The 13,413-nt window shown below is 73.1% G+C and carries 12 protein-coding genes and 1 pseudogene; 5 read left to right on the top strand and 8 right to left on the bottom strand.

Annotation, left to right across the window (positions count from 1 at the left end; translation table 11 throughout):
* Positions 1-41 precede the first annotated feature (41 nt).
* Positions 42-332, bottom strand: coding sequence for a WhiB family transcriptional regulator (locus tag ND748_RS14195; protein ID WP_251746277.1), 291 nt, complete (start codon positions 330-332; stop codon positions 42-44).
* 535 nt (positions 333-867) lie between these two features.
* Between ND748_RS14195 and ND748_RS14190 the strand changes: the two genes are divergently transcribed.
* Positions 868-4,035: a SpoIIE family protein phosphatase gene (locus ND748_RS14190; protein ID WP_251746276.1), complete on the top strand. Its 3,168-nt coding sequence runs from the start codon at positions 868-870 to the stop codon at positions 4,033-4,035.
* An 89-nt stretch (positions 4,036-4,124) separates the two neighbouring features.
* Here ND748_RS14190 and ND748_RS14185 read toward each other — a convergent pair whose 3' ends face one another.
* The 5 genes from ND748_RS14185 to ND748_RS14165 form a co-directional block, all read right to left on the bottom strand.
* A complete protein-coding gene (locus ND748_RS14185; RefSeq protein ID WP_251746275.1) occupies positions 4,125-5,078 on the bottom strand; it encodes an ATP-binding cassette domain-containing protein in 954 nt (317 codons plus the stop codon).
* Positions 5,079-5,202: 124 nt separating this feature from the next.
* Positions 5,203-6,027 (bottom strand): ABC transporter permease, encoded by an 825-nt coding sequence (locus ND748_RS14180; protein WP_251746274.1) that lies wholly within the window; start codon positions 6,025-6,027, stop codon positions 5,203-5,205.
* 40 nt (positions 6,028-6,067) lie between these two features.
* A complete protein-coding gene (locus tag ND748_RS14175; RefSeq protein ID WP_251746273.1) occupies positions 6,068-6,658 on the bottom strand; it encodes an ABC-2 family transporter protein in 591 nt (196 codons plus the stop codon).
* A gap of 79 nt (positions 6,659-6,737) precedes the next feature.
* Positions 6,738-7,496 carry a methyltransferase domain-containing protein gene (locus tag ND748_RS14170; RefSeq protein WP_374215918.1) on the bottom strand — a complete coding sequence of 253 codons (759 nt, stop codon included), beginning with the start codon at positions 7,494-7,496 and terminating at the stop codon, positions 6,738-6,740.
* 7 nt (positions 7,497-7,503) lie between these two features.
* Positions 7,504-8,325 carry an SAM-dependent methyltransferase gene (locus ND748_RS14165; protein WP_251746271.1) on the bottom strand — a complete coding sequence of 274 codons (822 nt, stop codon included), beginning with the start codon at positions 8,323-8,325 and terminating at the stop codon, positions 7,504-7,506.
* 394 nt (positions 8,326-8,719) lie between these two features.
* Here ND748_RS14165 and ND748_RS34635 point away from each other — a divergent pair, with 394 nt between their 5' ends.
* A complete protein-coding gene (locus ND748_RS34635; RefSeq protein WP_251746270.1) occupies positions 8,720-9,199 on the top strand; it encodes an SRPBCC family protein in 480 nt (159 codons plus the stop codon).
* Between the two features lie 494 nt (positions 9,200-9,693).
* On the opposite strand, the pseudogene ND748_RS34630 reads toward ND748_RS34635, so the two are convergent.
* Positions 9,694-9,999, bottom strand: a pseudogene (locus tag ND748_RS34630) (glycosyltransferase); the annotation flags it as partial.
* A 73-nt stretch (positions 10,000-10,072) separates the two neighbouring features.
* Between ND748_RS34630 and ND748_RS14150 the strand changes: the two are divergent.
* Both ND748_RS14150 and ND748_RS14145 read left to right on the top strand, forming a co-directional pair.
* The gene (locus ND748_RS14150) at positions 10,073-11,314 is read left to right on the top strand and encodes a hypothetical protein (protein WP_251746269.1); all 1,242 of its coding nucleotides are present in this window, start codon (positions 10,073-10,075) and stop codon (positions 11,312-11,314) included.
* Positions 11,315-11,499: 185 nt separating this feature from the next.
* Positions 11,500-12,432 (top strand): oxygenase MpaB family protein, encoded by a 933-nt coding sequence (locus tag ND748_RS14145; protein ID WP_251746268.1) that lies wholly within the window; start codon positions 11,500-11,502, stop codon positions 12,430-12,432.
* Positions 12,433-12,543: 111 nt separating this feature from the next.
* On the opposite strand, the gene ND748_RS14140 is transcribed toward ND748_RS14145, so the two are convergent.
* Positions 12,544-13,068, bottom strand: a complete 525-nt coding sequence (locus tag ND748_RS14140; protein WP_251746267.1) for a hypothetical protein — start codon at positions 13,066-13,068, stop codon at positions 12,544-12,546.
* Between the two features lie 181 nt (positions 13,069-13,249).
* Here ND748_RS14140 and ND748_RS14135 point away from each other — a divergent pair.
* A partial coding sequence (locus ND748_RS14135; protein ID WP_251746278.1) for a DUF2277 domain-containing protein occupies positions 13,250-13,413 on the top strand: 164 nt, incomplete at its 3' end.

Here is a 13,413-nt window from a genome sequence, read left to right as displayed (position 1 = left end):
GCCGCCTGCGGCACGGCGCGGGCGGAGCCGGACGACGACCGTCACGGCTGGCCGATGCGGGCCCGTTCCCATTCGGTCAGCCCGCCCCAGACGCCGAACCGCTCGCCTGTGCGCAGGGCGTAGCCCAGGCATTCCCGTCGCACCCGGCACCCGCCGCAGACCGCCTTCGCCGCCGCCTCCCGCCGGGTGCGTTCGCGGCGGGGCACGCCGTCAGGGGCGAAGAACAGATCGAGATCACCGGCTCCGCAGGCGCCCGCGCTGCGCCAGGACGCGAGCGGGGGAACGTCTGCGGCGGGCGACCAGGTGCGGCGCGTGGAGGCTGATACGGGCATGTTGCGTCCTCTCCGGTGTGAAGCGATCCGCCAGGAACCGGCCCGAAACGCCGGCCCCGACCCGTCCAGCCCCGCCTGTCCGACATCAGGCGACCAGGGCGGAACGACGGGCATGGCGCCTCACGGCGCGCAATGCCTATTCCCCCGCGCGCCGCCGGAAACCCGCGGCGGGCATACGTCACGCGACCGAAACATGCCGCGGCCGGGCGCCGTGACGATCCCGACGCGCCCGGCCGCAATACCTGCGTCAGGCACCATGACCTGGGCTGATCCGCCTACGAGCGGCAGTCGGCGGCGGGTCACCGGCAGCCGGTTCGGGGGGCGTCGTCCTGGGCATCACCGACTTTTCTGGCATGCTTGACCTCGCCGAAGGGCGCAGTGCGCCACCGGCAGTGAACGGCAGGCAGGCTGCCGGGCCGCGCCGCGTCAGGGGCGCGTCGAGTCAAGGGTCGCACCGCGTCAGAGCAATCAAGGTTGGCCGGTATCTAGGGTTGGCCGCCATCAGGAGTGGTCGGTCGGACGGGAGGCCGGCAGGGTGGGCAGGCACAGCGAGGTGAACGACGCCGTCGCCGCCGGGCCTGGCGGGCGCGGTGAGCGCGAGCCGGCCGGGGCTGCCGGGCAGACGGGTGCTTCCGCCGGGCAGGTGGGTGATCTCGAGAACGGCCCGACGGGCGAGAACGGCGCGACGGGTGAGGGCGGCGCGACGGGTGAGGACGGTGCCGCCGGCAGCGATCGGGCCACGATGCGCCTCGACGCCCGTTCCGGCGGGATCGACCGGGTGCGCAAGTTGGCCGTCCGGATGCTCGCCGGCACCCGGTGGGAGCCGGCCGTGGACGACGTCCGCCTGGTGCTCAGCGAGCTGACGACCAACGCCCTGCTGCACGGGGCCGCCCCGATCGAGGTACGGATCCTCGCCGACGGCGCGGCGCTGCGGGTGGAGGTCAGCGACAGCAGCCCGACGATGCCGCTTCGCCCCCCGGCCGGCGGGGACGGGCTGACCGGGCGGGGCATGGCACTGGTCGCCGCCTCGGCCACCCGCTGGGGAGTCCAGCCGGTGGCGGCAGGAAAGATCGTTTGGGCGGAGTTCGCCGGGGACGGCGACGGCGCGGGTGCCGGCACCGGAACGGGCCCGGGCGCCGGCGAGAGTCGACCGAACGCCGCACGCAGCGGCCGGACTCCCCCGGCACGGACTCCCCCGACCCGACGGCGGGCCGCTACCGCGGCGCAGGCCGGCGGGTCCGCGCCGGCCGACGCTTCGACGCAGGACCAGGGTTCGACGCAGGGCCAGGGTTCGACGCAGGGCCAGGGTTTGGCCGACAGCGGCGGGGCGCGCGCGGTCGGGATCAGGGGCATGAGCGGCCTGCGCGGCGTCGGCACGATCAACCTGTCCGCCGGCGGGCAGCCCACGTCATCGCCGGGGCATCTCGTCCGTCTCGGCGACGTGCCCACCGATCTCCTGCTTGCGGCGAAGCATCATGTGGACGGTCTGGTCCGGGAGTTCGCGCTGGCCGCGGGCGGCGCGGCCTCCGGTGCCAGCGCGGCCGTGCCGGAGCGACTGGCCGAACTGCTCGGGACGGTCACGACCCGGTTCGCCGGGCCCCGCCAGGCGATCAAACGGCAGGCGCTGGCGGCCTCGTCGGCCGGGCGGCCGCGCACCCCGCTGGAGCTGGTCCTCCCGCTGAGCACGGCGGCCGACGCCGAACAGTACCTGGCAGCGCTGGAGGAGATCGAGGACTACGCCCGCGCCGCCAGGCTGCTCACCCTCGAGTCTCCGCCCCAGCATGTGGCGTTCCGGCGCTGGTACATCGGGTCCCTGGTCGAGCAGTTGCGCGCCGCCGAACGCGGCGAGGGCACGCTGCGGACCCGCGGCTTCGAGCAGTACCTGCTGGACACCCTCGACGTGGTCGTGGTCGCCCAGCGCACGGCGGAGCGCTCCGCCCGCCTGCAGCGGGTCACCGCCGCCCTGGCCCGGGCGACCACCCCGGAGCAGGTCGCGGCCGCCGTCGTCTCGCAGGGCGCGAAGGCGCTCGGCGCCAGCGGCGGGGTCCTGCTGATCCCGCACGGCGGCGGGCGGCTGGCCATCCCCGGGTCGGTCGGCTACGGCGAGAGCATGATCGCGGCGCTGCGGGCGGAGCGGCTCGACGACCGGCTGCCGGCCACGGACGCGCTGCGCAGCGGCGAGCCGGTCTGGTTGGAGTCACGCCGGGAGCGCGACGCCCGGTACCCCGACCTCGCCGAGCTGGAGCCCACGGCGGTGTCGATGTGTGTGCTGCCGCTGTTCGTCGGCGACCGCACCCTCGGCGCACTGCGGTTCTCCTTCGACCACTCCCGCCTGTTCGACGACGACGAGCGGGCCTTCGTCCAGGCGCTGGCGACGCAGACGGCGCTGGCGCTCGAACGCGCCCGGCTGTTCACCGTGGAGCGCGACGCCCGGGAACGCACCACGCTGTTCGCCGCCGCGACGGACCTGTTCACCTCCACCCTGGACACCCGGCGCATCCTGGAGCACCTCGTCTCCCTGCTCGTGCCGTGGCACGCGGGGCGGGCCGCGGCGTGCCGGTTCGACGAGGAGGGCGGCGTCGAGATCGTCGCCGTCGCCGATCGCGCCGGCCCACCACCAACCGCCGGCGACGACGCGAGCATCGGCGACGCGAACATTGGCGACGCGACCACCGGCGACCACGCGACCCCGGACCCGGCTCACCAGAGCTCCGTGGTCCCGGTGCAGAACCCGGCCGCCGTCGCGATCCGCGGCCGACTGGGCGGCCGGGGCGTCCCGGACGGCGGGGGCATGACCCAGGCGCTGCGCACCGGCCGGCCGGCCCGTTCCCCGGACGGCACGCGGCTGGCCCTGCCGATGGTCCTCGGCGGTCGGCCGGTGGCGGCGGTCGGACTCGCCGCCCCCGAGGGCCGCGCCTACGAGGACGACGAGCAACGCGTGGTCGCCGAGCTCGTCGACCGGGCGACGGTCGCGATCGGCAACGCCCGCCAGTACGAGCAGGAACGCCGGACCGCGGTCACCCTGCAACGCAGCCTGCTGCCCCAGCGCCTGCCGGAGATCCCCGGGCTCGCCTTCGCCTGGCGTTACCTGCCCGGCAGCGCCGGGGCTCTGGTCGGCGGCGACTGGTACGACGTGCTGCCCCTCGACGACGGCCGGATCGCGCTGGTCATCGGCGACGTGATGGGCCACGGGATCCACGCGGCGGCGACGATGGGCCAGTTGCGCGCCGCGGTGCGCGCCCATGCCGTCGCCCAGACCAGCCCCGGGGTGGTGCTCGCCCTGCTCGACGCGGCTGCCAACCGGCTCGAGCAGGGCCGGATCGCGACGGCGGCATTCGCGCTGCTCGACCCCGGCAACGGCCGGCTCGTCCTCGCCTCCGCCGGGCACCTGCCGCCGCTGTTGATCCCCCCGCGCGAGCCGGCCCGCTATGTACGTCTCGAACCCGGGCCGCCGCTGAGCGCCGGCCTGCCGGACTATCCCGAGACGGAGCTGACGGTGGAGCCGGGCAGCACCCTGCTGTTCTTCACCGACGGCCTGGTCGAGGACCGCCGCCGACCGGTCGACGAGGGGATGGAGCTGCTGCGGGCGGGAGCCACCGCGCACGGCACCCCCGAGGAGGTCTGCGACCGGGCGCTGGCCGCGCTCGGCCGTGACGCCGACACCGAGGATGACACCGCCCTGCTCGCCGTCCGCCTGGGCTGACCCGTCCGTATGGCCTGACCATCCCCGGGCCGATCACGGAAGGGAGCCCTGGTGCGGCAGGTGCGGCGGGTTCGGCGGGTTCGGGGCGGTCAGCGGCGGGCGGCGTAGATCCGGCGGACGACATCCTCGATGTCGGGCTCCTCGACGGTGAAGTCGAGGACCTCGGCCCGTTCGGCGACCGCCGCGAACACCCGGGCGGCGGTGGTGGTCTCGGCGTCGAACGCGAGGCTCTGGCGCAGGCCGTGTGCCTCGCTGGACAGGTGGCGGGCCCCGCCGATCCCGATCAGGTCCGGGGACGGCGCGGCGAGGTGGACGACGAGCACCCGCTCGGCACCGGTGGTCCGCCCGAGGCCGACCAGGTCGCCGTCGTAGGCCAGCCGGCCGTGGTCGATGACCAGGACCCGGTCACACAGCCGTTCGACGTCACCCATGTCGTGGGTGGTCAGTAACAGTGTCGTGCCGTCGGTGCGACGCATGGCGATGAGGAACTCCCGCAGCCGCTGCTTGGACAGGACGTCGAGGCCGATCGTCGGCTCGTCGAGGATCACCAGCCGGGGGCCGTGCAGCAGCGCGGCCGCGACCTCGGCGCGCATCCGTTGGCCCAGGGACAGCTGCCGGACCGGGGTGGTCAGGAAGTCGGCCATCTCGAGCCGGTCGACCAGCTCCTCGGTGCGGGCCCGCTCCACGGCGGCGGGCAGACCATGGATCGCGGCCAGAATCCGGAAGGACTCCCGCACCGGCAGATCCCACCAGAGCTGGGAGCGCTGACCGAACACGACCCCGATCCGGCGGGCGAGCCGGCGCCGGTCCTTGACCGGACGCAGCCCGCAGGTGGTCACCGTGCCGCTGGTGGGAACGAGGATGCCGGTCAGCATCTTGATCGTGGTGGACTTCCCGGCCCCGTTGGCACCGATGTAGCCGACCGCCTCGCCGGGTTCGATCCGTACGGTCAGGTCGTCGACGGCGGTCAGCCGCCGCCGGCGAGGCCCGTCGCGCACGGTGAACTCCCGGGTCAGCCCCGCGGTCTCGACGATCGCGCTCATCCGCCGTCCCCCTCGCCCTCTTCACCGTCCCCCTCGCCCTCTTCACCGTCACCCTGATCTTCTTCCGCCGACTGCCTCACGCGCCGACTGCCTCACGCGCCGACTGCCTCACCCACCGGCTGCCTCACCCGCCGCCGCCGCCGCGGTAGTGCCGCACACCCCAGTGCCAGCACAGCAGCGCCATCGCCCACGCCCAGAGCGCGGCGAGCGGTCCGCACCAGGCCAGCCACGTCGGCAGCAACGCGGGCGCCGGCAGGTCGAGCAGCCGCAACGTCGGCAGGAACCCGGTGAAGGCCATCGGGAAGAAGAATCCGAACACCGCCTGGAGAGGTCGCGACCACACCGACGCCGGCTGGGTGGCGGCGTAGCGCCCCCCGTAGACGAACGCGTTGGTCATCTCCTCCCCATCGAGGAGGAAGAACTGCAGGCCTCCCGCCAGCACGAACATCGCCGCGAACGTCGCCCAGCCGCTGACCAGGGCCACCACCAGCAGCGCGGCGTCGCCCACGCCCCAGGCGACGTCGTTGACGGCCAGCCCGGCACCGAGCGCCACCAGACCGACAGCCGCACGCGCCAGTCGCCGCAGGCTGATGTCGCTGGTAACCAGTTGCAGCAGGAGCGGTTGCGGCCGCAGGTAGAACACGTCGAGAGTGCCGGCCCGCAGATACGTGGGCAGGTTGTCGCAGTGTCCGAAGGCCAGGTCGGCGAGGGAGAAGGCCAGGTCGGCAAGGCCGAACACCAGCAGCATCTGGTGAAACTCCAGCCCACCGAGCCGGGTCACCGCATGGAACAGCACCCAGATCTCGGCCAGCTCGACGGCGGCGGACAGCAGGGAGCTGACCAGGTCGAGGACGAAGTTCGCCCGGTAGGAGGTCTGGGAGCTGGCCCGAGCGGCGAGCACCACCCGGTAGGGACGCAGCCGAACCCGAAAGGTGAGTCCCTCAGCCACCCCGCACCTCAGCCACCCCGCACCTCAGCCACCCCGCAGCTCAGCCACCCTGCACCTCGAGGTGGCGACGGCCGGCGCGGGTCAGCGCCTGGCCGAGGCCGCCGACGCCGGCCAGCCACGCGAGCTGCGCCGCGAGCAGGGTGAGCGCGCCGGCGAGGCCCACGCGGCCGGCGAGGATGTCAATCGGGTACGTCATCATCGACGGGAACGGCGTCGCCTGGGCGGCGATCCACAACCAGTGCGGGAACAGCCGGATGGGCACGAACAGCCCGGCCAGGAACCCCGAGACCACCAGATAGAACACCTGCAGGCCGCGGGTCTCCACCAGCCAGAAGCCGGCGATCGCGACGAGGTAGGCGGTCGCGACGGAGATCACGATGGCGAGCAGCAGGCTCACCGCGCCGAGCGGGTACGCCGCGACCGATCCGGGCCGCGCCATCCCGACGCTCACGCCGATCACGAGCATCGGGATCCCCCGCGGGACCAGCGCGAACAGGGCCCGCCCGACCTCGGTCGTGATCTCGGCGGCCTGCACGTCCAGCGGGCGCAGGAAGTCGACGGCGACCCGGCCGTCCTTGATCCTTTCGGCGATGTCGGTCCGGCCGGTGAGGTTCTTCCTACGGACCAGCATGCGCCGCCTGTTGCAGCGATGGCCGACGAGTAGCCGACCAGGCGGGTCCACCCCCTGGGTTGACCTGCCGGCCCAGGGCTCAGGGATGGCCGACGACGAGTCGGAGCGCCCCGACGAACTCGGGCTGGGTCCGAAGGTGCCCGTGTCGCCGGTCCCAGCTTCCCGATCCAAGATCACGTCGAAGGTGGTCGACCGCCCGGGTCTCGTCGGCGTCGCTGATGAAGCCCCACACCGACTGCGCCCGGCGCACCGCCGGGTCGAGGAACCGCTCCGGACGGGCGTAGTAGGCCTTGGTGAACCCGTCGACACAGTCCATGGGTATCGGCACCGGCTCGACGCTCACCCGCGTACCGATCAGCGCGCAGATGAGGTCGATGTCGGGAAACCGGCGGCGGTCGGCCTCGACCAGCGCCGGCGTGTACTCGGCGAGCCACAGCAGGTCGAACGCGTCACCGTCGAAGGTGAGCACCACGACGGGACCGCGAGTGACGCGCCGCAGTTCGCGCAGCCCCCGCTGGACATCCGACCACTGATGCACGGTCACTGTGGCCATCGCGGCGTCGAACGCGTCGTCGTCGAACGGGAGGTCCTGCGCGGTCGCGTTGACCGCCGGCGCCAGGTCGCGCGGCCGCTGGGCGCGCATGGCGGCCGACGGCTCAACGGCGACCACGTAGCGATCTGCCGGCTCGTACGAGCCGGCGCCCGCCCCCACGTTGAGCACGGTGCGTGCGCCCCCAAGGGCGGCGTGTACCTGGGCCTCAATCCGGGGGTCGGCCCGCCGGTGCGCCGCGTAACCGCCGCCGTGTAGTTCGTAGTCGAAATCCCCGGCCCCGCTCACGTCCACGTCAGGACTTTCGGGCCACGCCGCAGTAGCCGTCGACGGCGGGGGGAAGGCTGCCGTTCGCGGTGGGGGCGGGCCGCCAGTGGGTGTGCGGGACGACGCCGGGCGGGACGAGTTCGAGGCCGTCGAAACGGCGGGCGAGCTGCTCCGGGGTGCGCAGGAGGTAGGGCACGGCGCCGCTGTCGTTGTACTCGTCCTGGGCCGCGTCGAACTCCCCGCCGTCCGCGGGTAGCGTCCCGTCGTAGCTGACGAGGTAGCTGCCGGGGACGAGCGGGGCCAGCAGGGCGTCGACGATCCGGCGGATCTCGGCGTCGTCGGCGATGTGGCCCAGCACCCCCATGAGCATCAGCGCGACCGGCTGGTCGAGGTCGAGGGTGCGGGCGGCGCCGGCGAGCACCGCGGCCGGGTCGCGCAGGTCGGCGTCGAGGTAGTCGGTGGCGCCCTGCGGGGTGCCGACAAGCAGCGCGCGGGCGTGGACGAGCACCAGCGGGTCGTTGTCCACATAGACGATCCGGGCGTCGGGCGCGGCCCGCTGGGCGACCTCGTGGGTGTTGTCGGCCGTGGGCAGGCCGGTGCCGACGTCGAGGAACTGGCGAATGCCGGCCTCGGCGGCGAGCCAGGTCACCGACCGGGTGAGGAAGCCGCGGGAGGCGCGGGCGAGCTCGGCGATGCCGGGGAAGATCTTGAGGTACTCGTCGCCGGCCTCCCGGTCCACCGGGTAGGAGTCCTTGCCGCCCAGCCAGTAGTTCCAGATCCGCGCAGAGTGCGGCACGGAGGTGTCGATCCGAGCGCCCGGGTCCTGCTGGGGCGACGCGTCGGCTGTCATGGGTGCACTCCGAAGATCCGCGGGACGACAAGGGGGCGGACAAGGGGGCTGGACCGCCTCTTCCCGGCACACGGTATTACGGGTCGGAAACCGACTTGCTGCGGGCCGTGATGTCGACCCAACTCCCCGCGACGGCAAGCTGAACAACGGGTGACCACACCTGCGGGCTCGCGGCGCCGACCGGCGCGGGGGAAACGCCGCTCGGGCGCGTGGCACCGCAGCTCAGCGCTGCGGCGGCGGCTCACCGGAATGGGCGGCGGTATCGGTTGAGCGCCGATCGGTCCCGGCATATACAACGGTGGGGCGTGATCCGGATCACCGCGGGCCCGCGGTCGTGACCGGCGGCACCGCACCCTGGATCCATCGGGATCCATCCCGACGCGAAGGAGCACCCGTGGCCGACGAGCAGCGCATCTCCACCACCCGCCGGATCTCCGCCCCGGCCGAGCGGATCTTCGAGCTCGTCACCGACCCCGACGGCCATGTCCGGATCGACGGCTCGGGCATGCTCGTGGCCGCCGGCGACGCCCGGCGCGTGACGCGCGCCGGCGACGCGTTCGAGATGGACATGGACCGCGAGCCCCTCGGCGACATTCCGATGGGCAAGTACCGGGTGCGCAACGTCGTCACCCGCATCGAGCCCGACGCCCTGGTCGAGTGGACGGTCGGCGGCATCGAGCACCCCCCGATCGGCCACGTCTACGGCTACGCCCTCGCGCCGGTCGACGACCACACCACCGACGTCACCTCCTACTGCGACTGGAGCGCCGTGTCGGAGAAGTGGAAGGCCCGGGTGAGCTGGCCGGTGGTGCCGCTGACGATGCTGGAGAAGTCGCTGGCGAACCTCGACCGCCTGGTCAGCCCGACCGCCTGACCGCCCGTCCGCCTAACCGCCTGACCGCCTGAGTGGCGCTGGTCATCGTTCCGCCCACGGGGGCCCGGCGGCGAGGAGGGCGGCGCGCTGCCAGATGAGCAAATATTGACCCCCCCCCCGGAGAAATTGCCGCTGCGGCGGGATCGCTGTGCGTCGTGACGGCGGTAGCGCAGGGTGGGCAGGTCGAGCAGTATTCCGGTGGCGAGGGCGGAGCCGGCGATGAGGGTCGCGGTGTCCTCGACGCCGCGCAGCGCAGCCCATCCGCCGATGGTGAGGAGCAGGTTGCGGCGCCACATCACCCCGGCCGGGTGCACGGGTGGCAGGGTGTGGTCAGGGAAGGCCGACGCCCACGCGATGGCCAGCGCGCCGCGGGCCAGCGGCCCGGCGGGCACCGCCAGCCGCGCAGTGCGCAGGGTGCCATCCGCGTGCAGGTCACGGGCGTGGCCGACCGCGTAGCCGGCGGTGGGATGGGCGGTGAGCGCGCCGCTGAGGGCGGCGAGCGCGTCGGGCTCGAGCTCGTCGTCGGCGTCGAGGTTCTGGACCAGCGGCGCGGTGCATTCACCGAGGGCGATGTTACGGGCGACGCCGGGGCCTTCCTGGGTGCCATGCGCACCGATCCGGACACGGCCGTCGTCCGCCGCCCCGCAGGCGGTCAGCGTCTCGCGAATCTCGCCGGGTGGCCCGTCGATCTGAACCCGCCATGTCCAGTGGGGATGGCGCTGCTGATGGAGCGAGTCCCATGCTGCTGGCAGGTAGCCGGCATACGCGGCGTGTACCGCGGTGACCACGTCGACCCGCATGTTCGCAGTATGTACCGATCCGGTCCGCATCCGTGTGGTACATATCCGGAGAAGATCCGACGGAAGGGGGCACATGGACGTCGCATCGATCAACGCGCGGCTCGGTCAGGCAGCCTCCACCGACTCCCGCGAGTTGGACCGAGTCTGCGAGGATCTCGCCGCCGAGCTGGTCGACGCGGACCTCGAGCCCCCTTTTCAGATCCCGTCGGCGGACTTCGTCACCGACGCCTGGCTGATCTGCGCCGACCGGTACTGGCGCCGCCGATTCCTGCGCGAGCCGACCGTCGAGATCGCGGCCCGCTGCGCCCGCTGGCTGTACGACCACACCGAGCCGCCGATCCGCCCGGACATCATCGACAAGTGGTCCTTGGGCTACGCCTTCATCACCAAGGACACCGTCGAGTCCCGCCACGACCTCACCCTCGCCACCGGCCGGATCGTCGAGGCATCCCAGGGCTCGGCCGACATCTGCTACTTCGCCACGCTGTATCACGCCGGAAAGCTCCGCGCGAACTTCTGGTTCGACGAGCTCCACCAGTTCCTCGAATCCGCCCTGCTCGCCGTCGCCGCCGGCCGCCACCGCGGCGACCCGCTGTACACCGCGCTGCGCGCCTTCGCCGCATTCGGCAGCCGCACCATCACCACCAGCCATGCCCTCGACCTCCTCGGTGCGGCCTGGAACGCCCTCCCGCGTTCCCGCGCCGTCGTCGACGTCTGCCTGGGCGCCCTCGCTGCCGCCCCACGCTTCCCGGACCGGGGCGAACAGCTACACCGGCACGCCACCGACGCCGTCGCCGAGTACCCCGACGACCATCTCTTCCGATTTCGCCTCGCGAGCGGCCAACGCATGTGCGGCGACTACGCCGACGCACTCGACACCATCGACACCGCCCTGCGCCTGCTGCCCGCGATCGGCACCCGCATCAGCCACGACCGTCTGCAGGAGCAGTACCTGCGGGAACGCGACGTCATTGAGAAAGGCCTGGATCTCGCCGAACTGTCTGCCAGCCAGCAGACCCGCTGGCATGCCCAGGACGCCGCCAACCGCGACCTGCGCCGGACCCTGCAGACCTCGGCCATCCGCGCCGTCGAACTCGTCACGGTGTTCACGGCGGCCGTTGCCTTCGCCGTCGGCTCGCTCCCGATCACCCTGACCGGCAACCTCACCTTCCGCGACCGCGCGCTCCTGCTCACCATCCTCGGTGCGGGACTCCTGCTCTTCGCGTTCGTCATCATCGCCGGCACCTGGATCATCACCGGACGACACCAACCCGACCCCGCCGCCAGCCCACCGGACCGAACCAGCAGTTTCTAGGCCGCGCCCCAGCCCCAGCCCCAGCCCGAGCCCGAGCCCGAGCCGACGATCGTGAGGTCCGCGGAACTGCCCGCGCGCCAGAGCAGACGCGATCAGGTCCGCCATCGTCCACGACGGGCGGCCGGCTTCGTGGCAGGACCACGGCGCACCGCCCGGCGCATCATGGGGCAATGGCGGGCGTACGGATGACCAGCAGTGCCGACGATGTGCGGGCCTGGCTCGGCAGTCACGTTTTGCAACGGGTCGCCGGTCCCGAGGGCCCGCGTCGGCGGGCCCAGATCTTCGAAGCCGCGGGCGAGCGGTGGTTCGCCGAGGACCGGCCGATCCGCCGTGTACACGCGGATGCGGCGATGTTCGTCGGCGGCCTGCGCGCGCTGCTGCTCCAGTCGCTGCACCCGCTGGCCATGGCCGGCGTGGCGGGCCACTCCGACTTCCGCCACGACCCGTGGGGCCGCCTGCAACGCACCAGCTTTTTCCTCGCCGCGACCACCTTCGGCCCGGCCGAGGAGGCCGAGCGGGCCGTCGCCCGGGTCCGCGGCGTGCACCGCCGCGTCCGCGGAGTGGCCCCCGACGGCCGGCCCTACGCCGCCGGCGACCCGCACCTGCTGCGCTGGGTACACGTGGCCGAGGTCGACAGTTTCCTCGCCGCGTTCCAGCGCTACGGCGGTGGCGAACCCCTCGACGCCGCCGAGCGCGACGCCTACATCGCCGACGCCGCGACCGTCGCCGACAAGCTCGGCGCCGCCGACCCGCCGCGCACCGAAGCCGAGCTGGCGCAGGCCCTGCGCGAGTTCCGCCCCGAACTCGCCGGCACCCCCGAGGCTCGCGCCGCCGCCCGCTACCTGCTGCTCCAGGCGCCGCTCCCGCTCGTGGCCCGACCCCCCTACGGCGTGCTGGCGTCGGCGGCCGTCGGCCTGATGCCCGCCTGGACCCGCTGGCCCCTGCGCCTGCCCTACCTGCCCGCGGCCGAGGCGACCATCGGCCGCCTCGCCGGCCACGGCATCGTCTCCGCCATCCGCTGGGCCACCCGCCCACCGTCGACAGCCCCCGGATCCCGGGCCTCGGCGAACAACCACGCCGGCGCGAGAACCGCCGCGCGGTTCCGCGGAACATCCTGATCATCAGAGTCGGACTTCGGACCGAACAGTCCGTACTAAATGGTCATTCCAGGCCGTGGTGCCCCTGCTGGTGAGCAACCGACCCCTGGCCGCAGCGGACGGGCCCGGGAGCTAGCGGCGTTCGAAGACCCACGCGGCGGCCACCGCGGCGCCGACGATGAGGCCGACGAGCAGGATGCCGCCGAGGACGAAGAAGCCGACCGCCTTGATCAGGGCGATGACGATGGGCAGGGCGGCGGCGAGCACGAAGAAGCCGCGGGTGCGCACCGGGGTGTTCACGACCGCGTACAGCTTGCGGGGGCCGCTGACGCGGGAGACGTTGAGCTCGTCGGACACCGACGGCATGAGCCGGATCGTCGTCCAGGTCAGCGCGACGAAGGCGAGCGTCAGCGCAAGGGCGTAGAGGAAGCCGACGGCGCGGCCGAAGGCGTCGAACGAGGCTCCGGCGGCGATCACCGTGATCACCAGCGGGATGTACCACGAGGTGGTGCGATCCTGACGCGCCTGGCCGGCCAGTCGGCGCGCCTGGGCGAACCGTTCGCCGCGCCGACCCGCCTCCCGGTTGCCACCCGACGACTCGCCGTAATACCCGTCCGCCATGAGCGCTCGGCTCCCCTCCACGGTGAGTACAGCCATACCCCGCATCGTGCATGGGCACGACACTGCACCCCTCGTTATTTTCCCCCAATCCAGCGACCCGGGGGATGTGATTTCCAGGGAAGACCACAACGCGCTGGCCCGGAGTCACGGCCCGATGGCCCGGAGGTGGCAGCGGGCGCCCGGTCCCGACCGTTCGCCCGGTCGTTACCGTTACGGTATGTGTCGCAACATCACCGAGCTACGCGGACTCGAGCCGCCGGCGACCGCCGACGAGGTGCAGGCCGCCGCCCGCCAGTTCGTCCGGAAGATCAGCGGGCTGCGCCAGCCGCCGGCCGCGGCGGACGCCGCCTTCGAGGCCGCCGTCGCCGAGGTCGCCGCCTC

The organism is Frankia sp. AiPs1 (genome assembly GCF_023716945.1).
Classification (GTDB): domain Bacteria; phylum Actinomycetota; class Actinomycetes; order Frankiales; family Frankiaceae; genus Frankia.
The sequence above is the reverse complement of the archived record's forward strand: the minus strand, read 5'-3'. Positions and strand labels throughout refer to the sequence as shown.

Excerpts from the sequence above, each read along its gene's own strand:
- ND748_RS14195 (WP_251746277.1), bottom strand. The coding sequence starts at position 332 with ATGCCCGTATCAGCCTCCACGCGCCGCACCTGGTCGCCCGCCGCAGAC.
- ND748_RS14185 (WP_251746275.1), bottom strand. The coding sequence starts at position 5,078 with ATGAGCGCGATCGTCGAGACCGCGGGGCTGACCCGGGAGTTCACCGTG.
- ND748_RS14175 (WP_251746273.1), bottom strand. The coding sequence starts at position 6,658 with ATGCTGGTCCGTAGGAAGAACCTCACCGGCCGGACCGACATCGCCGAA.
- ND748_RS14165 (WP_251746271.1), bottom strand. The coding sequence starts at position 8,325 with ATGACAGCCGACGCGTCGCCCCAGCAGGACCCGGGCGCTCGGATCGAC.
- ND748_RS14150 (WP_251746269.1), top strand. The coding sequence starts at position 10,073 with ATGGACGTCGCATCGATCAACGCGCGGCTCGGTCAGGCAGCCTCCACC.
- ND748_RS14145 (WP_251746268.1), top strand. The coding sequence starts at position 11,500 with ATGACCAGCAGTGCCGACGATGTGCGGGCCTGGCTCGGCAGTCACGTT.
- ND748_RS14140 (WP_251746267.1), bottom strand. The coding sequence starts at position 13,068 with ATGGCTGTACTCACCGTGGAGGGGAGCCGAGCGCTCATGGCGGACGGG.